We start from the raw sequence: 22,503 nt of genomic DNA, 5'->3' as shown, positions 1-22,503 counted from the left end.
CCGGACGCCCGTGGACGCCGTGCTGCCCGGAACCGCTGCATCACGGCGGGGCTGAGCCTCGCCGGTGTGCGTCAGGTCAGGGGCGAGCGGGGCAGCAGGCGGTCGCTGATGATCCGCTTCTGGATCTCGCTGGTGCCCTCGAAGATCGTGGTCAGCCGGGCGTCACGCCAGTGCCGCTCGACCTGGCGCTCGGTCGTGTAGCCGTTGCCGCCGTGCAGCTGCATGGCCTGGTTCGTCACCCGGATCGACATCTCGGTGGCCTCGAGCTTCACCATCGACGCCTCCTTGTGCACCGGCAGCCCGAGGTCGAGCAGGTGGGCGACCTGGCGGTAGAAGGCGCGGGCCTGCTCGATCTGCGAGGCCATCTCGGCGATGTTGAAGCGCAGCGCCTGGAAGTCGGCGATCGGGTGGCCGAACTGCTCGCGCTCCTGGAGGTAGCGGATCGAGTCCTCCAGCGCGGCGCGGGCGAGGCCGACGGCGCGGGCGGCGGTGTGCACGCGGGCGGTGTTGAGGAACTTCTGCGCCTCGGCGAACCCGGCCTGCTTGGCGGCCTCGCCCTCGGCGTCGCTCTCCTCGCGCGCCGCCCGGGCCTCGTCGATGACGTTGTCCTTCGGGATGCGGACGCCGTCGAACTTCAGGTCCCAGGTGAGGAAGCCGTGGTAGCCGATCTTGTCGATCGGGGAGCCGGTCAGACCCTCGGGGAACTCGCCGCGCTTCTTCTCCAGCAGCAGGTTGATCAGCCCGGCGGAGCGGGACTCCCCCTCCTCCGGGTCGCGCTCGCGCACCAGCACCTGGATGAAGTCGGCTGCCTTGGCGTTGCCGCACCAGCGCTTGTGCCCGGTCACGACCCACTCGTCGCCGTCGAGGACGGCGCGGGTGGAGACGCCGGCCAGGTCGGAACCGGCGTCCGGCTCGGACAGCGCGATGGCACCGATCCAGTCACCGCGGGCGCTGCGAGACATCAGCTCGTGCCGGTGGTCGGCGTCGAGCAGCGCCGTCCCGAGGCCCTGGGAGCGGGCCAGGATGCTGGCCGTCGACATCCAGGCGCGGGCCAGCTCCTCGCTGACCATGCAGTACTCGAAGACGCCCAGACCGAGGCCGCCCTGCTCGGCGGGGACGGTGATGCCGAAGTACCCGAGCTCGGCCAGCCGCTGCAGCAGCGACGCCGGGATCTCGCCCTTCTGCGGGTCCAGCTCGTCGGCGACCGGGAGCACCTCGTCCATCGCGAACCGGCGGGCCTGCTCCTGGAGCTCCTCCCGCTCCGGGGTGTGCCACGGCGGGAGGAGGACCGGCGGCTGCGGCTCCCAGATTTCGTTCTCGGACTCGCTGGCGCTCGACGTCATCGTCGGTCGGCCTCCTCGGTCGGGCGGTGATCACGTACACCTTGGCGGGGAACCCTTCCCGCCGCACGCCGTCGTCACCCGTGAGGTGAGCAGCCTCACCAGCGCCGGATCAGCTGAAGCGAACTGCCGTGGACGCCGACCACGAGGCCTTTCCGCCCTGGAAGGCCTGGGTGCAGCTCCCGGCCGACGAGCACGTCGCCTGTCCCACGGGGTAGCCGAGCCGCCCGGTCTCCCAGCCCTGCGCGCCCCAGGCGGCGAGGAGCGGAGCCGACACCGACCAGGCACCGCTGGCCTTCGACCAGTGGATCGTGCCGCCCCGGAACGACTGGAAGCAGCCACCGTTGCGCAGCCCGCAGACCGTCTCCGCCGTCGGGTAGCCCAGCGCGCCCGCCTCGCGACCCAGCGCCGTCCACCGCGTGCGGACCGCGCCGTACACGACCCGGGCAGCACCGGTCGCCGTGGCCGAGTACACCGAACCACCCTGGAACTCCTGCTTGCACCCACCACCGGCCAGACCGCAGACCGTGTCAGCCGTCGGATAGCCGAGCGCACCGGTCTCCCAGCCCTGCGCGCCCCAACGGGTCGCCACCGGACCGGTGCGCACGGCGCGAGCGCCGGTGGCCTGGGACCAGTGGATCGTGCCGCGCTGGAACTTCTGGAAGCAGCCACCGTTGCGCAGCCCGCAGACCGTCTCCGCCGACGGGTAGCCCAGCGCGCCCGCCTCGCGACCCAGCGCCGTCCACCGCGTGCGGACCGCGCCGTACACGACCCGGGCAGCACCGGTCGCCGTGGCCGAGTACACCGAACCGCCCTGGAACTCCTGCTTGCACCCACCACCGGCCAGCCCACAGACGGTGCTCGCCGTCGGATAACCCAACGGACCGGTCTCCCAGCCCTGAGCGCCCCATCGCGTGGCCACCGCACCGGTGAGCACCGAGTGCGCGCCCGTGGCCGCCGCCCAGTAGACCGCGCCGCGCTGGAACAGCTGGTAGCAACCGCCACCGGGCAGCCCGCACCGCTCGGCGGTCACCTGGCCCCCGAGAGGACCGTCCGCCCCGCCCGAGGCCTGGTGGAACAGGAAGATCGAGCTCGGCGGGGCAGGCTTCACCGCTGCGCTGGGCGCGCTCGCCGGCCCGGCCCCTCCGGCGTTGGTCGCGGTCACCCGGAACGTGTACGACGTGCCGTTGCTCAGGCCGCCCACCGTCGCCGTCCGGCCCGCCACGGTCGCCGTCTGCCCACCGGGCGACGCCGTCACCGTGTAGCTGGTCACCGGGCTGCCGTTGGCGGCCGCCGCCGACCAGGACACCGTCGCCGCCCGGTCGCCGGGGACCGCCTTCACCCCCGTCGGCGCACCCGGGACGGCGATCGACCCGGAGCCCACGATCAGCTCGTAGGCGTCGATGAGGCCGTAGCCGGTGTTGTTGTCGAACCCCGGGGTCTCGATGTCGATCGCCGTGGTCCGCACGAGGGCGCGGATCTGCGCCTCGGTGTGCGCCGGGAAGGCGTCGCGGTGCCGGGCGAGCACCGCGGCGACGTGCGGCGCCGCCATCGACGTGCCGCTCCGCCAGACGTAGCCGTACTGGGGGTCGGTGGAGAGAACGGACCACCCGGGCGCCGAGATCATGTTCGTCGGTCCGCTGTAGCTGAAGTAGGCGCTCGTCCGGAAGTCGTCGGTCGCCGCGACCGCGATGGCTCCGGGGGAGGCAGCCGGATAGCCGACCGTGTTGCCCTCCTGCCGGTTGTTGCCCGCGGCGGCCACCACGACGACGTCGCGGTCGGTCGCGTACTTCACCGCGGTGTCGTACGCCGAGTTGGAGGGCCCCGAGAGGCTCATGTTGATGACGTCGGCGCCGTGGTCGACGGCCCAGATGATGCCGTTGGCCACGGTCGCGCTCGTTCCCCTGCCGTCGGTAGCCAGCACCCGCACCGGCATGATCTGCGCGCGGCTGGCGCCCTCGATGCCGACCTCGTTGTCGGTGACCGCGCTGATCTGGCCGGCCACGTGGGTGCCGTGGCCCTGCGGGTCGATGCAGCCCAACGTGTCCGGATAAGAGGCGGCGTCCGTGGCGAAGTCCGCGCCGAGGTCGCAGCGGACCATGCCGGCGAGATCCTCGTGGGCGGCCAGTACGCCGGTGTCGAGGACCGCGACGAGCTGGCCGGACCCGTCAGCGGCATCCGCGGGAAGGCGGTCGTACTGCAGGTCATCCAGGGACCACTGGTCGTACCGGAACGGATCGCCGGCGATGGAGACGGGCGTGTCCACGGACACGTCGAGCACGCCGGGCTGGTCCTCCAGGTCGGCGATGACCTCGGCGACCTCCGAGGGCTCGGCCGGACGGGTGACGACCTCGGCCTCGCCGCCGACCAGGACGATCGCCGACACGGTGACGGGGGCGCCGGCGTCGATCGGCTGCGGGGCGGGCGCCGGCTGAGCCTGCACCGGACCGGCCGACGCGAGAGAGAGCGCGACCGCCAGCACGGCGCCGGCACCGACCAGGGACGTCCAGCTCGCTCCGCGCACGGTCCCTTATCGGCAGCCGCACCCCGTTGCGTGAGGCGTGTCACCCGAAGGTGATCTGCCCGGGTCCGACGTCACGGTCGGGTCACGGCCGGGCCGGCGTCAGCGGGCGCTGCGCTCCTTCGCCATGGCGACGTAGTGCTCGACCAGCGAGGCGTCGTCGACGGTGCCGGTGTTGACGGCCTTCGCCGGGTCGACGCCCTGGAAGAGCCGTTTGAGCGGGACCTCCAGCCGCTTGCCGGTGCGGGTGTGCGGCACGCCGGGGACGGCGAGCACCTCGTCGGGCACGTGCCGCGGCGAGGCCGTCGTCCGGATCGCCTCCCGCAGGCGGGCGACCAGGTCGTCGGTGAGCTCCTCCCCCGGCGCCAGCTGCACGAACAGCGGCATCCAGTAGCCGCCGTCGGCCTGCTCGACGCCGAGGACGACGCAGTCGAGCACCTCGGGGAAGCTCTCGACGGCGGCGTAGATGTCGGCGGTGCCCATGCGCACGCCGCCGCGGTTGAGCGTGGAGTCGGAGCGGCCGGTGATGACGCAGGTGCCGCGCTGGGTGATCTCCAGCCAGTCGCCGTGCCGCCACACACCGGGCCACGGCTCGAAGTAGGCCGCCCGGTACCGCGCACCGTCCGGGTCGTTCCAGAAGTACAGCGGCATCGAGGGCATCGGCTCGGTGACCACCAGCTCGCCGAGCTCGCCGGTCACCGGCTTCGCGTCCTCGTCCCACGCGGCGACGGCGACGCCGAGGTTCGGCCGCTGCAGCTCGCCGGCGGTCACCGGCAGCAGGGGTGAGGAGCCGAGGAAGCCGGTGGCGACGTCGGTGCCGCCGGACGCCGAGGTGAGCTGCAGCTGCGTGCCGACGGCGTCGTAGACCCACTCGTAGGACGCCGCGGGCAGCGGCGACCCGGTGCAGCCGAGCACGCGCAGCGAGGAGAGGTCGTGGACCTCCCCCGGGCGCACACCGGCCTTCTGACAGGCGGCGAGGTATCCGGGGCTGGTGCCCAGGTGCGTGAGGCGCAGCTTGGCGGCGAGCGCGAACTGCGCGTCGACCGCGGGGTAGGCGGGCGCCCCGTCGTGCAGCACCGCCGTCGCCCCCGACAGCAGCGAGGAGACCACGACGTTCCACATCATCCAGGCCGTGGAGGTGTACCAGTAGAAGCGGTCGCCGGGATGCAGATCGCTGTGCAGGGTGCCGGACTTGCGCTGCTCGAGGACCACCCCGCCGTGGCCGTGCACGATGCCCTTCGGCAGCCCCGTCGTGCCCGAGGAGTAGAGGATCCACAGCGGGTGCTCGAACGGCGTCGGCTCGAAGACCGGGTCCTGCTCGTCGGCCACCGCCTCGGCCCAGGGCAGCGCACCGGCGGGCACCTCGTCGGGGAAGAGCCGGGGGACGGCGATCGTCGTCCGCACGGTCGGCAGCGCGGCCCGGAGCTCGGCGACGACGTCGCGCCGGTCGTGCGCGCGCCCGTTGAACCGGTAGCCGTCGACGGCGACCAGCACCGTGGGCTCGATCTGAGCGAAGCGGTCGAGCACCGCGCGGGTGCCGAAGTCCGGCGCGCAGGCCGACCAGACGGCGCCGATCGAGGCCGCGCCGAGGAAGGCGACGATCGCCTCCGGCACGTTCGGCAGGTAGCCCACCACCCGGTCACCGCTGCGCACGCCGAGCCCGCGCAGCGTGGCGGCGAAGGCGCCGACCTGCCCGCACAGCGTCGCCCAGGAGATCTCCTGCGGCTCGCCGTCCTCGGCGACCGCGACGATCGCGGGGTAGGCGTCGGTGGCGGAGGCGAGCGCCTGCTCGGCGTAGTTGACCGTCGTCCCCGGGAACCAGACCGCGCCGGGCATGCTCCGGTCGGTCAGCACCCGGTCGTCCGGGACGTCGGGCAGCACGCCGGTCCAGGTCGCGAGGTCACCCCAGAACTGGTCGAGGTTCTCCACCGACCAGCGCCACAGGACGTCGTACTCGACCGGATCGCCGAAGGAGACGCCGCGGCGCTCCTCCACCCAGCGGGCGAAGGCGGCCATCCGCGTTCCTCGCATGCGGTCCGGGTCCGGGCGCCACAGCTCCGTCGGGGTCTCGCTCATCCCCGCACCATGCCATTCTCTGTCCGCGCCGACCACGGCTCACCGAACCCCGAGGAGCGCCCGTGTCGCCCGATCCCGACGACGAGCGCAACGTGCTGGGCGGCCCGCTGGAACCGTGCGGCACCGACCCGGTCACCGGCTTCTACCGCGACGGGCACTGCACCACCGGCCCGGACGACCTCGGGCGGCACACGGTCTGCGCCGTCGTCTCCACGGAGTTCCTGGCGATGCAGCGGGAGCTGGGCAACGACCTCTCCACCCCGCGCCCGGAGTACGGCTTCCCCGGGTTGAGGCCGGGCGACCGCTGGTGCGTCGTCGCCACCCGGTGGCTGCAGGCCTACCAGGCCGGCGCCGCGTCGGGCGTCGTGCTGGCCGCCACCAACGCCCGCTCGCTGGAGATCGTGCCGCTGGAGGCGCTGCGGCAGCACGCCGTCGACGTCCCCGACGACATCAGCGGGCTGGAATGAACCCCGGGCGGACGGCGCTGCCGCCCACATGAGCGACCTCCTCGACGTACCCGTGACCACCCTGCAGGGCGAGCCGACGACGTTCGGGGCGCTGACCGGCGGCCGGCCGGCGCTGGTCGTCAACGTGGCCAGTCGATGCGGGCTCACCCCGCAGTACACGGCGCTGGAGGCCCTGCACGAGGAGTACTCCGCTCGCGGCTTCACCGTGATCGGCGTGCCGTGCAACCAGTTCATGGGCCAGGAGCCGGGCACCGCCGAGGAGATCGAGGAGTTCTGCTCGGCCACCTACGGCGTCACCTTCCCCATGACGGACAAGGTCGAGGTGAACGGCGAGGGCGCGCACCCGCTGTTCCAGGCGCTCACCGACGCCCCCGATCTGGACGGCGCCGCGGGCGACGTGAGCTGGAACTTCGAGAAGTGGGTGGTGGACGGAACGGGGTCGGTCGTGGCCCGCTTCCGGCCCATGACGCTGCCCGACGCCCCCGAGGTGCGCGCCGCCATCGAGTCGGTGCTCCCGTGAGTGACGCCGATCTGCGCTTCTGGTTCGACCCGGTCTGCCCGTTCGCCTGGCTGACCAGCCAGTGGGTGCGGGAGGTGGCCCGCCAGCGCGAGTACGCCGTCGAGTGGCGGTTCATCTCGCTGCGGCTGCTCAACGCGCACGTCGACTACGACACCCACTTCCCGCCCGAGTACGAGGCCGGGCACACCGCCGGCCTGCGGCTGCTCCGGGTGGCCGCCCGCGCGCGGGCCGAGCACGGCGCCGCGGCGGTCGGTCCGCTGTACGAGGCGCTCGGCGCCCGGATCCACGAGGTGGCGGCGCAGCGCGGGGACGAGGTCCGCCGGGGCACCCGCGAGTTCGTCGAGCCCGCGCTCGCCGACGCCGGTCTCCCCGCGGAGCTCGCCGAGGCGCTGGACGACGCCTCCTGGGACGCGCAGATCCAGGCGGAGACCGACGAGGCGCTGGCGCTGACCGGCAAGGACGTCGGAACGCCGATCCTGCAGTTCCGCCCGCCCGAGGGGATCGCCTTCTTCGGTCCGGTGATCAGCCGGCTGCCCGCCCCGGAGGAGGCCGTCGCACTGTGGGACCACGTGGTCGGGCTTGCCTCGTTCCCGGGGTTCGCCGAGCTCAAGCGCAGCCTGCGCGAGCGGCCGCAGCTGGCGTCGTTCGGGGTCCGGACCGACGAGGCAGGCGCCCAGGAGGACTGGCACGGCGGGAGCCGTCGGCAGAAGCGCTGAGGCCTCGGTGCCGCGCTACGGGGACGATGTCCGCCGCACAGCGCGGCCCCCGCACCCGCACCGCGGCACCCGTCGGCTCCCACCCGTGGCGCAGCGCAGCTAAGGTAAGCCTTATCTGATCTGCACCACTGTCCGTTCCGGGAGCTGCTCGTGGCCACCACGGTCGAGGTCCCGGCGCGGGACGCGGTCCGCCCGCTCGCCCGCTCGAGGCGCGCCCGCCGGCTGGCCACGCTGCTCCTGCTGCTCGGCCTGGTCGTCGCCGCCTCGCTCGCGAGCATCGCCGTCGGCACCCGCTCGATCGGCCTCGGCGATGTCTGGCGGGCGCTGCTCGACAGCGACCTGAGCACCGAGGAAGCGGTGATCGTCCGCCAGCTCCGGGTGCCCCGCACCGTCCTCGGCCTCCTCGTCGGCCTGGCGCTGGGTATCGCCGGCGCGCTGATGCAGGGCCACACCCGCAACCCGCTCGGCGACCCCGGGCTGCTCGGCGTCACCGCGGGCGCCAGCCTCGCCGTCGTTCTCGCGATCTCGGTGTTCGGCCTGACCTCGCCGTCGGGCTACGTCTGGTTCGCCTTCGCCGGGGCGCTGGCCGGCACCGTGCTGGTCTACGCGATCGGCTCGGCCGGCCGCGGCGGCGCGACGCCGCTCTCCCTGGCCCTCGCCGGGGCGGCGCTGTCGGCGCTGATGTACGCGCTGGTGCGGGCCGTCCTCGTCTCCGACCAGCAGACCCTGGACAGCTTCCGCTTCTGGGTCGTCGGCTCGCTCGCCGGGCGCGGGGCCGACGTCGCGTGGCAGGTCGGCCCGTTCATCGCGATCGGCCTGGTGCTCGCCCTGGTCAACGCGCCGGCGCTGAACCTGCTGGGTCTGGGTGAGGACGTCGCCCGCGGGCTGGGGCAGCGCATCTGGCTCGCCCGCGCCGTCGGGCTGGCCGCGATCACGCTGCTCTGCGGCGCGGCCACGGCGGCCTGCGGACCCATCGCCTTCGTCGGCCTGGTCGTGCCGCACATGGTGCGTGCGCTGACCGGCCCCGACCACCGCTGGCTGCTGCCCTGCTCGGGCCTGCTCGGTGCCGCTCTGCTGCTGGGCGCGGACGTGATCGGCCGCGTCGTCGTCCGGCCCGGCGAGCTGCAGGTCGGCATCGTGCTGGCTCTGATCGGCGCCCCGTTCTTCATCGCCCTGGTCCGGCGCACCCGGGCGGCCGGGCTGTGAGCGTGCAGGCTCCGGAGCGCGAGGTCCGCCCCGTCCGCAGCGGCCGGACCGTGCGGATCGGCCCGGTGTCGGCGTCGCTGCGCTGGCGCGACGTCGTCGTCCCGTCGGTGGCGTTCGCCGCGCTGGCGCTCGTCTCGGCGGTCAGCATGGGCCGCGGCGACTTCCCGATCGGCGTCGTCGACGTGCTGCGCACCCTGGTGGGGCTCGGCGAGGGGCCGCAGGAGTTCATCGTCCTGGAGCTCCGCGCACCCCGGGTGATCGTGGGCGTGCTGGTCGGGCTGGCTTTCGGCGTCGCCGGCGCGCTGTTCCAGACCTTCGCCCGCAATCCGCTGGCCTCTCCCGACACCCTGGGCATCACCGCGGGCGCCTCGGCGGGAGCCGTCGCGGCGATCGTGCTCACCGGCGGCACCTCCACCGGCGCGATCCTCGGCGGCCTCGGCATCCCGCTGGCCGCCCTGCTCGGCGCGCTGGCGGCCGGGCTCCTGCTGTTCCTGCTCGCCTGGCGGGCCGGGATCGACGGGTACCGGCTGGTGCTGGTCGGGATCGCGCTGTGGGCCGTCGGCAACGCGCTCATCGACTTCCTGCTGACCCGGGCCGAGATCTACGACGCCTCGTCGGCCTACGTGTGGATCACCGGCTCGCTGAACAGCCGTACGTGGGACCACGCCGTTCCGCTGGCGATCGCACTGGCGGTGCTCCTCCCCCTGTCGCTGGCCCTGAACCGGGTGCTCGCGGTGATGCAGTTCGGCGACGACACCGCCCGCGGCCTCGGGGTGCGGCTGGCCGGCGCGCAGACCGCCGTCGTCCTGCTCGCCGTCGGACTGGTCGCCTTCGCGGTCTCCGCCGCTGGGCCGATCGCCTTCGTCTCGCTGATCGTCCCGCAGATCGCGGTGCGGCTCACCGGCGGCTCCCGTCCCCCGCTCTTGGCCAGCGGGCTGGTCGGCGCGCTCCTCGTGGTGGGCGCCGACCTGGTGACCCGCACCGTGCTGCCCGAGGCCCTGCCGGTCGGCATCCTCACCGCCGCCATCGGCGCCCCCTACCTGCTCTGGCTCCTGGTCCGCGGAAGGCGGCAGTTCACGTGAGGACGACGCAGCTGTGACCACGCCCATCGAGCTCGAGCCACGCTCCGCCGCTACCGCCCGCGTGCGCCTCGCCGCGGAGGGCGTCCGGCTCGCCTACGACGAGCGCGTCGTCGTCGACGGCCTGGACCTGCAGCTGACCGAGGGCTCGTTCACCGCGATCGTCGGCCCCAACGGCTGCGGCAAGTCCACGCTGCTGCGGGCGCTGGGCCGGCTGCTGCGCCCCACCGCCGGCCAGGTGCTCCTCGACGGCCAGGCGATCGCGAAGACCCCCACCCGCGAGGTGGCCAAGGTGCTCGGCCTGCTGCCGCAGACGCCGGTGGCGCCGGAGGGGCTCACCGTCGGCGACCTGGTGGCCCGCGGCCGGCACCCGCACCAGAGCTGGCTGCGCCAGTGGTCCCGCGACGACGAGGCCGTCGTGGCCGAGGCGCTGGCCTGGACCGACATGACCGAGCTCGCCGACCGGCCGGTGGACGCGCTCTCCGGCGGCCAGCGGCAGCGCGCGTGGATCTCCATGGCCCTCGCCCAGGGGACCGACCTGCTGCTGCTGGACGAGCCGACGACCTATCTCGACCTCTCCCACCAGATCGACGTGCTGGAGCTCGTCGGGCGGCTGCACGCCGAGCGCGGCCGCACCGTCGTCGTGGTGCTGCACGACCTGAACCTGGCGGCCCGCTACGCCCATCGGCTGGTGGCGATGAAGGACGGCGCCCTCGTCGCCTCCGGAACGCCGGACGAGGTGCTCACCGAGCAGCTGCTGGCCGACGTCTTCGACCTCGAGGCCCGGGTCATCCCCGATCCCGTCGCGGGGACGCCGATGGTCGTTCCGGTGCGCCGGCTGCGCTGAGCAGGGCGGATCCGCGCGACACCCCCTTCTCGACTCTGGTTAGGGCAGGCTAACCTTCCTCCCGATCGAGGAAGATCCACTTCCTCGGAGAAGCTGAGGAGCACCTGTGCACCGGACCCCCCGCCGCCTGGCAGGCGGCCTGCTCGCGCTGGCCGCCGTGGCCACCGTGAGCGCCTGCGGCGAGAGCGACAACGGCACCGAGCCGGCCGCCGAGGGCGGCTGGGAGTTCACCGACGACCTGGGCCAGACCGTGGAGCTCGACGAGGCCCCGACGCGCATCGCCGGCCTGAACGACCTGACGGCCTCGCTGTGGAACTACGGCATCGAGCCGGTCGCCACCTTCGGCCAGACCTCCGCCGAGGACGACGTCGCCTTCGAGGGCCGCGACCTCGGCGACGTTCAGATCGTCGGCTCCAGCTACGACGAGATCGACCTGGAGGCGCTCGCCGCCGCCGACCCCGACGTCATCGTCACCACGATCTATCCGGCCGACTCCTCGGGCGACATCCCCGAGGGCACCGCGGGCTACGGGTTCAACGACCTGGCGCAGGAGGAGCAGGTGGCCGCGATCGCTCCGGTTCTCCACATCGCCTACCGCGGCTCGGGCGCCGAGGTCATCGAGCGCGTCGTCGAGCTGGCCGAGTCCTTCGGCGTCGATCCCGAGGGCGGCGAGGTCGCCGAGGCGCGCGCTGACTTCGAGGCCGCGCAGAAGACGCTGACCGACGCCGCGGCCGGCGGCGTCAGCGTGCTGCCGGTCTACGCCACCGAGGCCGACGGCTGGTGGATGGCCAAGGCCGACGACGACCCGCAGCTGAGGATGTACAAGGACCTGGGCGTGAACTTCGTCGACCCGGGCGGCGACGGGTACTTCTGGAAGACCGTCGGCTGGGAAGAGGTCCCGAACTTCCCGAGCGACGTGCTGCTCTACTCGCTGCGGTTCAGCATGACGCCGGAGGAGATCGCCGCGCAGCCCACCGCCGCGCTCCTGCCCGCCGTGCAGAACGACCAGCTGCACCCGTGGAAGTACATCGGCCCCGACTACGTCGCCCAGGCCGCCTACATGGAGGAGCTCGCCGGTTACCTGACCGAGAGCAAGGACGTCACTCCGTAACAGCGCCGGGTCCCGGCCTCGCCGTCACGACGACAGCGGGGCCGGGGTCTCGGGCAGCGGATAGGGCGCGGGCGTGGCCCGCGCGGTCTGCGCCAGCGCGATCCCGGTGAGGACGACGACGCCGCCGGCCACCTGCCACCCGGTGAGCACCTGCTCCACCCACAGCCAGGCGACGATCGAGGCGAACACCGGCTCCACCGTCGCCACCAGCCCGGCGGTCGTCGGCGGCAGGTGCGGCAGCGCGGCGATCGACAGCCAGAACGGCGCCACCGCGCCGAGCACGCAGATCCAGGCGACCAGCAGCCACAGCGGCGCGGTCATGTCCCCCACGGAGACCGGCACCGACTCCGCCAGCACCCCGGCGTCGAAGGCCCACCACGGCGCCGCGACCGCCCAGAACAGCGCGGCCGCCACGAAGCTCCAGCAGGTGAGCGTCACCGGGTCCCGCGTGGTCGTGCCGCGCTCCCCCACCAGGTAGTACGTCGCCAGGCAGAGCGCCGCCCCCAGCCCCGCCGCGACGCCGAGCCCGTCGAGCGAGCCACCACCGCGCCACACCTCGGCCACCAGGACCAGCCCGCCCAGCGACAGCAGCAGCGCCGCCCACAGCCGGCGGCGCACCACCTCCCGACGGACCAGCCACACGTAGAGCGCGATGAACACCGGCGCGGTCATCTCGAACACCAGCGCGATGCCGACCGGCATGCGACCGATCGCCACGTAGTAGAGGAACTGGGTCAGCGCCACGCCCACGACGCCGAAGACCGCGAGCAGCGGCAGCTCGGATCGCCGCACGCGGAGCCGCTCGCGGGAGAACACCGCGAGGGCGCCGAGCAGCACCAGGGCTGCCCCGGTGCAGCGCAGCGCCGTCAGCCGGGTGGCCGGGATCCCCGCCTCCAGCGCCAGCGTGGAGACCGTGCCGTTGATCCCGAACAGGGCGGCCGAGGCCAGGGTGAAGGCGTAGCCCACAGCGGGGCGGGCGGTGCGGGACACCGCCGCACGGTAGCGGGCTACCGGGCCCGAGGCACCTACCTCCCCAGGCCGCGCACAGGTGGCGCCGGTACAACGGAGGAACACCGCTTCCCGGGAGGAGGACCCGTGCCGCACCGACCACCGTGGTCCGACCGCCGTCGCCGCACGCTGCTCGTGCCGGCGCTCGGGGTCGTGCTCGGTGGGCTGGGCGGCGTCGGGCTGCCCGCGGAGTACGGCGTGAGCGCCGGGATCCTCGCCGCACTGTGCGCCTTCCTGCTGGTTGCGGCGGTCGTCGTCTTCCTCGCGATTCCCGGCCCGGGCACCGCCGGCGTCCTCGCCCGGTCCTCGCCGGTGGCCGGGTCGAGCTTCGTCGTCGCCGTCCTGCTGCTGCTCTCCACCGACGACCTGCGCTGGGTGTGGTCGCTCGTCGCCGTCGCGGCCGTCGGGTGGACGGCGTACGCGGTGCGGGAGACCCGGCGCGACGACGTCGGGGGCTGACGCCAGACTGCAGCCATGGAGCTGCCTGCCGCCCTCTACCTCCCAGACAGCGATGACCCGGCGGGCTTCACCGCCACCGCACTGACCATCGGCCCGTGGGACGCCGGGCTGCAGCACGCCGGGCCGCCCGCGGCTCTGCTGCTGCGCGAGGCCGAGCGCGCCAGCGGGATCGAGGGCGGGCAGACCGTGCGCATGGCCTACGACATCTTCGGGCCGGTCCCCGTCGGCCCGGTGCGGCTGACGAGCTCCGTCGTCCGGCCGGGCCGGCGGGTCGAGCTGGTGGAGACGGTGCTCTCCACCGGGGACGAGCGCCCGCTGATGCGGCTGTCGGCCTGGCGGATGCGCACCCGGGACGGCGCCGAGGCGACCGCTCAGCAGCACCCGTCCCCGCGGCGCCCGGAGGAGAGCCGTGCGGAGACCGCGGCGTTCTTCACGACCGAGGTCGCCTACCACCGGGCACTGGACTGGCGCTTCGCCGACGGCTCCTTCAACGCCCCCGGTCCGGCGACGGCGTGGACCCGCCCGCAGTGCGAGCTGGTGGCCGGCGAGCCGATGACCCCGCTGCAGCACCTGCTGGTGATGACCGACGCCGCCAGCGGCATCTCCGCGGTCCTGGACTGGACGACGGCCACCTTCGCCAACGTGGACCTCACCGTGGCCCTGCACCGCCCGCCGCGCGGCGAGTGGCTGGGGATGGCGGCCACCACCGTGCTCGGCGGCGCCGGCGCGGCCCAGTGCGGCGCCGTCCTCTTCGACGCCGACGGGCCGATCGGCCGCTCCAGCCAGTCGCTGTTCGTGGAGCCCCGCCCCGAGGCGTGACGCATCTCCCCCGGAACCTGCCGGTCCGGCTGGCACCGGGGGGCGGGCGTCGGGGAGGGTGGAGGGGTCGACTTCCCCCGACGATCGGAGTGCACCGCCCGTGCAAGACGCATTGAGAGACGTGCTCGACTGGTTCGCCGGCCGAGGTCTCGAGGTCGTGCTGATCATCCTGGGCTCGGTGCTGCTGGCCCGGTTCATCTCGTGGGCCGGCAACAAGATCACCGACCGGATCGACCGCAACGCCACCGGCGGTGACGCGCTGGTCCGCTCGGAGGCCGCGAAGCACCGGCACTCGCTCACCCAGGTGCTGCAGTGGGCCGCGATCGTGCTCATCTACTCGATCGCGGTCTTCTTCGTGCTGGACCGGCTCGGCGTCCCGGTGACCGGTCTGGTCGCCCCGGCGACGGTGCTGGGTGTCGGCCTGGGCTTCGGCGCCCAGCGGATCGTCGGCGACGTCCTGGCCGGGTTCTTCATCATCACCGAGCGGCAGTACGGCTTCGGCGACGTCGTCTCGATCCAGGTGGTGGGCGGCGGCGACCCGGCCACCGGCACCGTGGAGGACGTGACCCTGCGCGTGACCCGGGTCCGCTCGGCCAACGGCGAGGTCGTCACCGTGCCGAACGGGCAGATCGTCAAGGTCGTGAACCTCTCGCGCGACTGGGCGCGTGCCGTCGTCGACGTGCCGGTCCCGTCGACGGTGGACGTGAACCGGGTGAACGAGATCCTGCGCGAGGTGGGGCGGGAGGCGTTCCGCGATCCGGCGATGCGGCCGCTGCTGCTCGACCCGCCGACGGTCATGGGCGTGGAGACCCTCGGTCTGGACGAGGTGAACGTGCGGGTGGTCGCCCGCACCCTGCCCGGCAAGCAGTTCGAGGTCGGCCGGGACCTGCGGGTGCGCATCGTGCTGGCGTTCCGGAACCAGGGCCTGCAGGTCTCGCAGCCCACCGGCCCGGACGGCTCGAACGACGGCGCGACCGCGGTGCAGGAGGGCGTCCGATGAGCAGCCCGGAGCAGACCGGACCGGCAGGACAGACCGGCCAGATGGAGCAGCAGCCCGCCGTCCCCACCGTGAGCACCGCGCCGGCCGCCGCGCCGCAGCACCGCTGGTGGTCCTCCATCCCCTCGCACCTGGGGCGCGCCCGCACCGGCACGGTCGCGATGTGCGTGCTGTTCGTCGGGATCTTCTTCCTCTACCTCCAGGTGAAGCCGCCGCCGGGCGGCACTCCCGCGCCGGCGAGCGAGCCCTCCGTCGTGGTGCCCACCGACCCGACGCCGACGGAGACCGTGCCGCCGACGACCGAGCCGGAGCCCACGACCGACGAGGACGAGGCGCCGACGGGCACCCCGACGCCGACGACCCGCGCGCCGGCGCCCACCACCGACGCCGAGCCCACGACGGAGCCGGACGAGCCCGCGACGACCACGCAGCCCCAGGACAGCTCGCCCGACGGCGGGGGCTCGACCGGCGACTCGGGCTCGTCGGATCCGGCCGATCCCACCGGCTGACGCGACCGGCCGATCAGGGCCGGGCAGTCCACTGCGCGGGACAGATGTTTCACGTGTGACAACGCCGCCCTAGTATCGGCGCTGGCTCACGAGAGGCAGTGCAAAGCACCTGGCTGGCTGCCCGGCAACCTCAACTCCGTCTGAGGTGCTCCAGGGGAAGAGCCGGCTGGTCGGCGTCCGCCGTCCGGCAAGGACGGAGTTCCTGCGCGCCGCGGGATCTCCCGCGAGTGTGAGGAGACGGCGCATGACCGACCCGCAGAGCTGGAGCTTCGAGACCCGGCAGATCCATGCCGGAACGAGCCCCGACCCCACGACCGGCGCCCGCGCGCTGCCGATCTACGCGACCACCGCCTACCAGTTCCGCGACAGCAAGCACGCCGCGGACCTCTTCGCGCTCGCCGAGATGGGCAACATCTACACGCGGATCATGAACCCGACGCAGGACGCGCTGGAGCAGCGCGTGGCCTCGCTCGAGGGTGGCGTGGCGGCGCTCGCCGTGGCCAGCGGCCAGTCGGCGACGACGCTGGCGATCCTGAATCTCGCCGAGGCCGGGGACCACGTCGTCGCCTCGGCCTCGCTGTACGGCGGCACCTACAACCTGCTGCACCACTCGCTGCCCAAGCTCGGCGTCACGGTCTCCTTCGTCGAGGACCCGGACGACCCGGAGAACTGGCAGTCCCTCGTGCAGGAGAACACCAAGGCGTTCTTCGGCGAGACGATCGGCAACCCCAAGGGCGACCTCCTCGACATCGAGACGGTCGCCGGCGTGGCTCACCGCAACGGCGTGCCGCTGATCGTCGACAACACCATCGCCACGCCGTTCCTCCTCCGCCCCTTGGAGTTCGGCGCCGACGTCGTCGTGCACTCGGCCACCAAGTACCTGGGCGGCCACGGCACGGCGATCGCCGGGATCATCGTCGACGGCGGCGGGTTCGACTGGGCCGGCGGCAAGCACCCCGGCTTCACCACCCCGGACCCGACGTACCACGGCGTCGTCTACAAGGACCTGGGCGCGCCGGCCTACGCGCTCAAGGCCCGGGTGCAGCTGCTGCGCGACCTCGGCCCGGCGATCTCGCCGTTCAACGCCTTCCTGGTCGTGCAGGGCATCGAGACGCTGTCGCTGCGCATGGAGCGGCATGTGCAGAACACGCTGCGGGTGGCGCAGTTCCTCGAGGCGCACGACGCCGTCGACCGGGTGAACTACCCGGGCCTGGAGTCCTCCCCCTGGCACGCGGCGCAGCAGAAGTACGCGCCGAAGGGCGCCGGAGCGGTGCTGACCTTCGAGCTGCACGGCGGGCGCGAGGCCGGGCAGCGGTTCGTGGAGGCCCTCGAGCTGCACAGCCACGTGGCCAACATCGGCGACGTGCGCAGCCTGGTCATCCACCCGGCGTCGACCACGCACTCGCAGCTGACCGCCGAGGAGCAGCTCACCACCGGCGTCACCCCGGGTCTGGTGCGCCTGGCCGTGGGCCTGGAGGGGATCGAGGACATCCTCGCCGACCTCGAGGCCGGGTTCCGCGCGGCGAAGTCCGCCTGAGCCGGTGGCCGGGTGGGTCGAGGGGGATCCGGCGGGCGACCGCCGGTTCCTCGACCTGCCCGGCCCGTTCGCCCTCGACCGGGGCGGCGAGCTGCCGGCGGTCCGCGTCGCCTACGAGACGTGGGGAACGCTCGCGGCCGACGGCGGCAACGCGGTGCTGGTCGAGCACGCGCTGACCGGTGACAGCCACGTCGTAGGCGCCGCCGGGCCGGGGCATCCCACCCCGGGCTGGTGGAGCGGCATCGTCGGGCCGGGTGCGGCGCTGGACCCCGACCGGTGGTTCGTCGTCTGCGCCAACGTGCTCGGCGGCTGCCAGGGGACGACGGGGCCGTCCTCCCCCGCACCGGACGGGCGGCCGTGGGGCGCCCGGTTCCCGGAGATCACCGTCGGCGACCAGGTGCGGGTCGAGGCGGCGCTCGCCGACGCGCTCGGCGTCGACCGCTGGGCCTGCGTCGCCGGCGGCTCGATGGGCGGCATGCGGGCGCTGGAGTGGGCCGTCGCGCTGCCCGACCGCGTCGCTGGGCTGTTCTTCCTCGCCTCGACGGCGGTTGCCTCCGCCGACCAGATCGGCACCCAGACCACCCAGCAGGCGGCGATCCGCGCCGATCCGGCCGATCCTCCCGTCGCGGGGCTCGGCGTCGCCCGTCGGATCGCGCACCTCACCTACCGCAGCGACCTGGAGCTCGAGGACCGCTTCGGCTCAGGCGTGCAGGACGACGGGCGCTACGCCGTCGCCTCCTACCTCGACCACCACGCCGACAAGCTCACCGCCCGTTTCGACGCCGGGAGCTACCTCGTCCTCACCGAGGCGATGAACAGCTGGGACGTCGGCCGCGGCCGGGGCGGCGTGGAGTCGGCGCTGGGCCGGGTCACCGCCCGGGCTGTGGTCGCCGGCGTCGACACCGACCGGCTCTACCCGCCGGCGCAGCAGCAACGGGTGGCCGATGCCCTGGGCGTTCCGCTGCGGCTGATCACCTCGCCGTACGGGCACGACGGCTTCCTGGTGGAGACCGCCGCGGTGGACGCGCTGCTGCGCGAGCTGCTCGGCTGAGCGCTCAGCGCTCGAGCCGGCGCACCTGTCGCGCGGAGTCCAACCGGTCGGTGTAGGCGATCGCGTTGCCCTGGATGTGCAGCTGGTCGTCGTCGGTCGCCTCGCGCAGCACCTTCGCCGGCACGCCGGCGATGAGCGACCGGGGCGGGAAGACCTTCCCCTGGGTGACGACGGCGCCGGCCGCGACGATCGAGCCCGAGCCGATGTGCGCGCCGTTCATGACGATGCTGCCCATGCCCACGAGGACGTCGTCGTCGATCCGGCAGCCGTGCAGGACCACCCGGTGGCCGACCGAGACCCGCTCCCCCACCACCAGCGGGAAGCCGGGGTCGGAGTGCAGCGTGGAGCCGTCCTGGATGTTGGAGTCCGCGCCGATCTCGATGACCTCGGCGTCGGCCCGGGCGATCGCGCCGTACCAGATGCTCGAGCGCGGGCCCATCGTCACCGCGCCCACCACCACCGCCGTCGGCGCCACGAAGGCCGAGTCGTCGATCGAGGGCGAGCCGAAGTCGAGGGCACCGACGAATGCGTCCATCGGGCGAACCTAGATCAGGCCGTGCGCGTGCACGGCCTCGGCCACCTGCAGGAACCCTGCCACGTTGGCCCCGAGCACGAGGTCGCCGGGCGAGCCGTACTCCTCGGCGGTCTCGTGGCACCGGGTGTGGATGTCGCGCATGATCTCGGCCAGCCGGGCCTCGCTGTGCTCGAAGGTCCAGCGGTCGCGGGAGGCGTTCTGCTGCATCTCCAGCGCCGAGGTGGCGACGCCGCCGGCGTTGGCCGCCTTGCCGGGCGCGAAGGCGACGCCGGCCTCGCGCAGCACCTGCACCGCCGACGGCGTCGTCGGCATGTTCGCGCCCTCGACCACGTACCGGCAGCCGTTGCGGGCCAGGACCGTGGCGGCGTCGTCGTCGAGCTCGTTCTGCGTGGCGCTGGGGACGGCCACCTCGCACGGCACGTCCCAGACGCTGCCGCCCTCGACGTACTCCGCGGAGGCGACCCGGTCGGCGTAGTCGGAGATCCGGCCCCGCTCGACCTCCTTGACCTGCTTGAGCACCTCGAGGTCGATGCCCTTCTCGTCCACCACGTAGCCGGTGGAGTCCGAGCAGGCGACGACGGTCCCGCCGAGCTGGTGCACCTTCTCGATGCCGTAGACGGCGACGTTCCCCGAGCCGCTGACGACGACGCGCTTGCCGTCGAAGGACTCGTCGCGGACCTCCATCATCGCCTCGGCGAAGAAGGCCGCTCCGTAGCCGGTGGCCTCGGTGCGCACGAGCGCGCCGCCCCAGCCCAGCCCCTTGCCGGTGAGGACGCCGGACTCGTAGCGGTTGGTGATCCGCTTGTACTGGCCGAAGAGGTAGCCGATCTCGCGGGCGCCGACGCCGATGTCGCCGGCCGGGACGTCGGTGTACTCGCCGAGGTGCCGGTAGAGCTCGGTCATGAACGACTGGCAGAAGCGCATGACCTCCGCGTCGGACCGGCCCTTGGGGTCGAAGTCCGACCCGCCCTTGCCGCCGCCGATCGGCATGCCGGTGAGGGCGTTCTTGAAGATCTGCTCGAAGCCCAGGAACTTGACGATGCCGAGGTTCACCGAGGGGTGGAACCGCAGGCCGCCCTTGTACGGACCGAGCGCGGAGTTGAACTCCACCCGGAAGCCGCGGTTGATCTGCACCTCGCCGCGGTCGTCCTGCCACGGCACGCGGAAGATGATCTGCCGCTCGGGTTCGCAGATCCGCTCGACGGTCTTCATCTCGCTGAACTCGCTGTGCCGGTCCAGGACGACGGCGAGGGACTCGAGCACCTCGCGGACGGCCTGGTGGAACTCCTGCTCACCGGGATTGCGGCGCAGCACCTCGTCGTAGATGCCCTGGACCGTCGTCGGGACCTCGCCCTGCATGTGCACCCCTCCGAACGGTCGATCTCGTCTCGAGGGGTGAACGTACGCGGCGGATCCGAGGGGTCAGGGAGCGACCTCCCCCAGCGCCCTCGGCACCTCGGCGGGGAGCTCGCGGGCCAGGAACCCGACGCGGCCCACCGACGACGCCAGCCGCTCCCCCGCCCTGCCGTGCAGCCACGCGGCCCACACCGCGGCCTGTGCGGGCTCGGCGCCGCGGGCGAGCAGCCCGGCGGTGATGCCCGCGCGGACGTCACCGGAGCCCGAGACCCCCAGCCCGGCGTTGCCGCTGTCGTCCCGCCAGGTGCGGCCGTCGGGGGTGGCGATCCACGACGTCGTCCCGCCCATCCCCACCGCCACGCGGGCCCGCGCGGCCAGGTCGGCCGTCGCCCCCGCGGGGTCGGCGTCGACCTCGTCGTCCTCGACGTGCAGGGCGATCGCGATCTCCGTCGGGTTGGGGGTCAGCACGGCGCGGCCGTCGAGGTGGTGCAGGCAGGCGTCGTCGGCCGTGACGGTGGCGAGCCCGAGGGCGTCGAGGGCCAGCGGGCCGGTCAGGTGCGGCAGCAGCCGCTTCCCGAACCCCTCGATCGCCTCCTTGTCGGTCATCCCCGGTCCGATCAGGACGGCGCCGGCGGATTCGGCGAGCTCGCGGACGACGTCGGCGGCGTCCGGGTGGATCGCCCCGCCGTCGGTCTCGGGCAGTGCCCGCACCAGCGCCTCGGGCAGCGCCGCGGCCGCGAACGGCGCCATGGACGCGACCGTGGCGACCTGCAGCTTCCCGGCGCCGGCCCGCAGGGCGGCCTCCGCCGCGAGCAGCACCGCGCCGAGCGTCTCCGTGCTCCCGCCGATGACCAGGACCGATCCGCGGGAGTTCTTGTCGCCGCCCGGCTCGGGCAGCGGCCAGCTCCGGAGCACCTCGGGCGTGACGACGGTGGGATCAGGGCTGGCCGACGGCATCGGGCTCCTCGGTGACGTCCTCGTCCGCGGCGACCAGGTGGCCCACCGCGTTGAACTCGACCAGCACGAACTCACCGGCGGGGCTCCGCTCGTACCGGGTGAGCGAGGCGTTGGCGACCTGCTCCTCCCGGTCGGCGGCCAGCAGCTCCTGCTCGGTCAGCTCCTCCAGGACGTAGCGCAGCACCATGATCACGGCCTGGTGCGCCACGATCATCAGCCGCTCGCCGTCGAGGACCAGCGCCTCGGTGGCCAGGAGGCTGCGCAGCCGCAGGGCGACGTCGGCCCAGCTCTCCCCGCCCGGTGGCCGGTAGTAGAACTTGCCGAGCAGGTCCCGTCGCTGCGCCTCGTCGGGGAACTGCTCGCGGATGCCGGCCCCGGTCATCCCGTCGAAGGCGCCGAAGTCGCGCTCCCGCAGCCGCTCGTCGGTGCGCACGCGGACGTCGAGGCCCGCGGTCGCCAGCTGCGCGGTGGTCAGCGCGCGCTCGAACGGCGAGCTGAGGACGGCGGTGGGTCGCTGCTCCGGCGGAAGGCCGGCCAGGTGCTGTCCGAGCGCCTCGGCCTGGGCGCGGCCGGTGTCCGACAGCGGGACGTCGGGATCGCGGACGTCGAGCTCCAGGCGCCCGGCCCGGGCCGCCTGCGCGCGGGCGTCGGCGACGTTGCCGATGCTCTCGCCGTGCCGGACGACCCACAGCACCGACGGGCCCGGCCCACCATTCCGCACACCGGCCCCCGTCCCGGCCGCGACCTGCGGCTCCTGACCGGCGGTATCCGCGCAGCTCGCGCCCGAAACCGTCACCCCCCGGGAGCAGGATGACGCCCGTGCCCCTCCCGACCGACCTCCCCGTGCTGCCGTTCGCCGACCAGGCCGCGCTCGGGGCGTGGCTGGAGGAGCACGCCGCCACCGCTCCGGGGCTCTACGTGAAGATCGCGAAGAAGGGCACCGGCGTGCCGTCGGTCGACTGGGCCGGGATGGTCGAGGTGCTGCTCTGCTTCGGCTGGATCGACGGCCGGGCGAACCGGATCGACGACGCCTGGTACGTGCAGCGGATCACCCCGCGCCGGCCGCGCAGCGTCTGGTCGCTGAAGAACGTGGAGACGGTGGCCCGGCTGATCGAGCAGGGCCGGATGCGGCCGGCGGGGCTGGCCGCGGTCGAGGCGGCGAAGGCCGACGGGCGCTGGGAGCGCGCCTACGCCGGGCCGGCCACGATCACCGTGCCGGACGACCTCGCGGCCGCTCTGGACGCCGTCCCTGCGGCGCGGGCGGCGTTCGAGGGCCTGACGAGCGGGGACCGGTACTCGGTGCTGTGGCGCGTGCACACCGCGGCGACGCCGGGCACCCGCGCGAAGCGGATCGCCGCCGCGGTGCAGGAGCTCGCCGGTGCGGCGGGATGA

22 protein-coding genes and 1 riboswitch are annotated in these 22,503 nt (G+C 73.6%); of the genes, 14 read left to right on the top strand and 8 right to left on the bottom strand.

The features are described 5' to 3' along the window. Positions 1-71: 71 nt before the first annotated feature. From LBW97_RS12430 to LBW97_RS12420, 3 genes are all read right to left on the bottom strand, one after another. The gene (locus LBW97_RS12430; RefSeq protein WP_224499698.1) at positions 72-1,343 is read right to left on the bottom strand and encodes an acyl-CoA dehydrogenase family protein; all 1,272 of its coding nucleotides are present in this window, start codon (positions 1,341-1,343) and stop codon (positions 72-74) included. Between the two features lie 109 nt (positions 1,344-1,452). After that, positions 1,453-3,864: a S8 family serine peptidase gene (locus LBW97_RS12425; protein ID WP_224499697.1), complete on the bottom strand. Its 2,412-nt coding sequence runs from the start codon at positions 3,862-3,864 to the stop codon at positions 1,453-1,455. Between the two features lie 99 nt (positions 3,865-3,963). Beyond that, positions 3,964-5,937 carry an acetoacetate--CoA ligase gene (locus LBW97_RS12420; protein WP_224499696.1) on the bottom strand — a complete coding sequence of 658 codons (1,974 nt, stop codon included), beginning with the start codon at positions 5,935-5,937 and terminating at the stop codon, positions 3,964-3,966. 62 nt (positions 5,938-5,999) lie between these two features. On the opposite strand from LBW97_RS12420, the gene LBW97_RS12415 reads away from it, so the two are divergent. From LBW97_RS12415 to LBW97_RS12385, 7 genes are all read left to right on the top strand, one after another. After that, positions 6,000-6,404, top strand: coding sequence for a DUF2237 family protein (locus LBW97_RS12415; protein WP_224499695.1), 405 nt, complete (start codon positions 6,000-6,002; stop codon positions 6,402-6,404). 28 nt (positions 6,405-6,432) lie between these two features. Next, positions 6,433-6,924, top strand: a complete 492-nt coding sequence (locus LBW97_RS12410) for a glutathione peroxidase (protein ID WP_224499694.1) — start codon at positions 6,433-6,435, stop codon at positions 6,922-6,924. After that, a complete protein-coding gene (locus tag LBW97_RS12405) occupies positions 6,921-7,640 on the top strand; it encodes a hypothetical protein (RefSeq protein ID WP_224499693.1) in 720 nt (239 codons plus the stop codon). The genes LBW97_RS12410 and LBW97_RS12405 overlap by 4 nt, the downstream gene beginning before the upstream one ends. A gap of 150 nt (positions 7,641-7,790) precedes the next feature. Next, entirely contained in the window at positions 7,791-8,846 is a 1,056-nt protein-coding gene (locus LBW97_RS12400) for an iron ABC transporter permease (RefSeq protein WP_224499692.1), read from the top strand. Positions 8,847-8,848: 2 nt separating this feature from the next. Next, complete coding sequence (locus LBW97_RS12395; RefSeq protein WP_224499691.1) at positions 8,849-9,928, top strand: iron chelate uptake ABC transporter family permease subunit; 1,080 nt, start codon at positions 8,849-8,851, stop codon at positions 9,926-9,928. Between the two features lie 13 nt (positions 9,929-9,941). Further along, the gene (locus LBW97_RS12390) at positions 9,942-10,772 is read left to right on the top strand and encodes an ABC transporter ATP-binding protein (RefSeq protein WP_308010464.1); all 831 of its coding nucleotides are present in this window, start codon (positions 9,942-9,944) and stop codon (positions 10,770-10,772) included. A 106-nt stretch (positions 10,773-10,878) separates the two neighbouring features. Further along, on the top strand, positions 10,879-11,883 hold the full coding sequence (locus LBW97_RS12385; RefSeq protein WP_224499690.1) for an ABC transporter substrate-binding protein: 1,005 nt from the start codon (positions 10,879-10,881) through the stop codon (positions 11,881-11,883). A gap of 24 nt (positions 11,884-11,907) precedes the next feature. Here the strand turns inward: LBW97_RS12385 and LBW97_RS12380 are convergent, their stop codons facing one another. Further along, positions 11,908-12,873 (bottom strand): DMT family transporter, encoded by a 966-nt coding sequence (locus LBW97_RS12380; RefSeq protein WP_224499689.1) that lies wholly within the window; start codon positions 12,871-12,873, stop codon positions 11,908-11,910. 105 nt (positions 12,874-12,978) lie between these two features. On the opposite strand from LBW97_RS12380, the gene LBW97_RS20480 reads away from it, so the two are divergent. The 6 genes from LBW97_RS20480 to LBW97_RS12350 all read left to right on the top strand — a co-directional run bounded on the left by LBW97_RS20480 (position 12,979) and on the right by LBW97_RS12350 (position 18,263). Next, positions 12,979-13,350, top strand: a complete 372-nt coding sequence (locus LBW97_RS20480; protein WP_224499688.1) for a hypothetical protein — start codon at positions 12,979-12,981, stop codon at positions 13,348-13,350. A gap of 15 nt (positions 13,351-13,365) precedes the next feature. Continuing rightward, positions 13,366-14,169, top strand: coding sequence for a thioesterase family protein (locus LBW97_RS12370; RefSeq protein WP_224499687.1), 804 nt, complete (start codon positions 13,366-13,368; stop codon positions 14,167-14,169). Positions 14,170-14,290: 121 nt separating this feature from the next. Next, positions 14,291-15,169: a mechanosensitive ion channel family protein gene (locus LBW97_RS12365; protein WP_224499686.1), complete on the top strand. Its 879-nt coding sequence runs from the start codon at positions 14,291-14,293 to the stop codon at positions 15,167-15,169. Further along, complete coding sequence (locus LBW97_RS12360; RefSeq protein ID WP_224499685.1) at positions 15,166-15,675, top strand: hypothetical protein; 510 nt, start codon at positions 15,166-15,168, stop codon at positions 15,673-15,675. The genes LBW97_RS12365 and LBW97_RS12360 overlap by 4 nt, the downstream gene beginning before the upstream one ends. 84 nt (positions 15,676-15,759) lie before the next feature. Next, a riboswitch (SAM riboswitch) is annotated at positions 15,760-15,875 on the top strand. A 44-nt stretch (positions 15,876-15,919) separates the two neighbouring features. Continuing rightward, positions 15,920-17,212 carry a bifunctional o-acetylhomoserine/o-acetylserine sulfhydrylase gene (locus tag LBW97_RS12355; RefSeq protein WP_224499684.1) on the top strand — a complete coding sequence of 431 codons (1,293 nt, stop codon included), beginning with the start codon at positions 15,920-15,922 and terminating at the stop codon, positions 17,210-17,212. A 4-nt stretch (positions 17,213-17,216) separates the two neighbouring features. Next, on the top strand, positions 17,217-18,263 hold the full coding sequence (locus LBW97_RS12350) for a homoserine O-acetyltransferase (RefSeq protein ID WP_224499683.1): 1,047 nt from the start codon (positions 17,217-17,219) through the stop codon (positions 18,261-18,263). Positions 18,264-18,267: 4 nt separating this feature from the next. On the opposite strand, the gene LBW97_RS12345 is transcribed toward LBW97_RS12350, so the two are convergent. The 4 genes from LBW97_RS12345 to LBW97_RS12330 all read right to left on the bottom strand — a co-directional run bounded on the left by LBW97_RS12345 (position 18,268) and on the right by LBW97_RS12330 (position 21,805). Continuing rightward, positions 18,268-18,798 carry a gamma carbonic anhydrase family protein gene (locus LBW97_RS12345; RefSeq protein WP_224499682.1) on the bottom strand — a complete coding sequence of 177 codons (531 nt, stop codon included), beginning with the start codon at positions 18,796-18,798 and terminating at the stop codon, positions 18,268-18,270. 9 nt (positions 18,799-18,807) lie between these two features. Then, the gene (gene gdhA / locus LBW97_RS12340) at positions 18,808-20,157 is read right to left on the bottom strand and encodes an NADP-specific glutamate dehydrogenase (RefSeq protein ID WP_224499681.1); all 1,350 of its coding nucleotides are present in this window, start codon (positions 20,155-20,157) and stop codon (positions 18,808-18,810) included. 63 nt (positions 20,158-20,220) lie between these two features. After that, a complete protein-coding gene (locus LBW97_RS12335; RefSeq protein WP_224499680.1) occupies positions 20,221-21,111 on the bottom strand; it encodes an NAD(P)H-hydrate dehydratase in 891 nt (296 codons plus the stop codon). Continuing rightward, entirely contained in the window at positions 21,092-21,805 is a 714-nt protein-coding gene (locus tag LBW97_RS12330; protein WP_224499679.1) for a histidine phosphatase family protein, read from the bottom strand. Before LBW97_RS12330 ends, LBW97_RS12335 begins: the two co-directional genes overlap by 20 nt. A 125-nt stretch (positions 21,806-21,930) precedes the next feature. Here LBW97_RS12330 and LBW97_RS12325 point away from each other — a divergent pair, with 125 nt between their 5' ends. Further along, on the top strand, positions 21,931-22,503 hold the full coding sequence (locus LBW97_RS12325; protein WP_224499678.1) for a YdeI family protein: 573 nt from the start codon (positions 21,931-21,933) through the stop codon (positions 22,501-22,503).

It is taken from the genome of Blastococcus sp. LR1, assembly GCF_020166105.1.
Lineage (GTDB): Bacteria > Actinomycetota > Actinomycetes > Mycobacteriales > Geodermatophilaceae > Blastococcus.
Note: the sequence above shows the minus strand (reverse complement) of the source record. Positions and strands in the feature narration are given on the sequence as shown.

Excerpts from the sequence above, each read along its gene's own strand:
- LBW97_RS12420 (WP_224499696.1), bottom strand. The coding sequence starts at position 5,937 with ATGAGCGAGACCCCGACGGAGCTGTGGCGCCCGGACCCGGACCGCATG.
- LBW97_RS12410 (WP_224499694.1), top strand. The coding sequence starts at position 6,433 with ATGAGCGACCTCCTCGACGTACCCGTGACCACCCTGCAGGGCGAGCCG.
- gdhA (WP_224499681.1), bottom strand. The coding sequence starts at position 20,157 with ATGCAGGGCGAGGTCCCGACGACGGTCCAGGGCATCTACGACGAGGTG.
- LBW97_RS12345 (WP_224499682.1), bottom strand. The coding sequence starts at position 18,798 with ATGGACGCATTCGTCGGTGCCCTCGACTTCGGCTCGCCCTCGATCGAC.
- LBW97_RS12360 (WP_224499685.1), top strand. The coding sequence starts at position 15,166 with ATGAGCAGCCCGGAGCAGACCGGACCGGCAGGACAGACCGGCCAGATG.
- LBW97_RS12370 (WP_224499687.1), top strand. The coding sequence starts at position 13,366 with ATGGAGCTGCCTGCCGCCCTCTACCTCCCAGACAGCGATGACCCGGCG.
- LBW97_RS12335 (WP_224499680.1), bottom strand. The coding sequence starts at position 21,111 with ATGCCGTCGGCCAGCCCTGATCCCACCGTCGTCACGCCCGAGGTGCTC.
- LBW97_RS12430 (WP_224499698.1), bottom strand. The coding sequence starts at position 1,343 with ATGACGTCGAGCGCCAGCGAGTCCGAGAACGAAATCTGGGAGCCGCAG.
- LBW97_RS12355 (WP_224499684.1), top strand. The coding sequence starts at position 15,920 with ATGACCGACCCGCAGAGCTGGAGCTTCGAGACCCGGCAGATCCATGCC.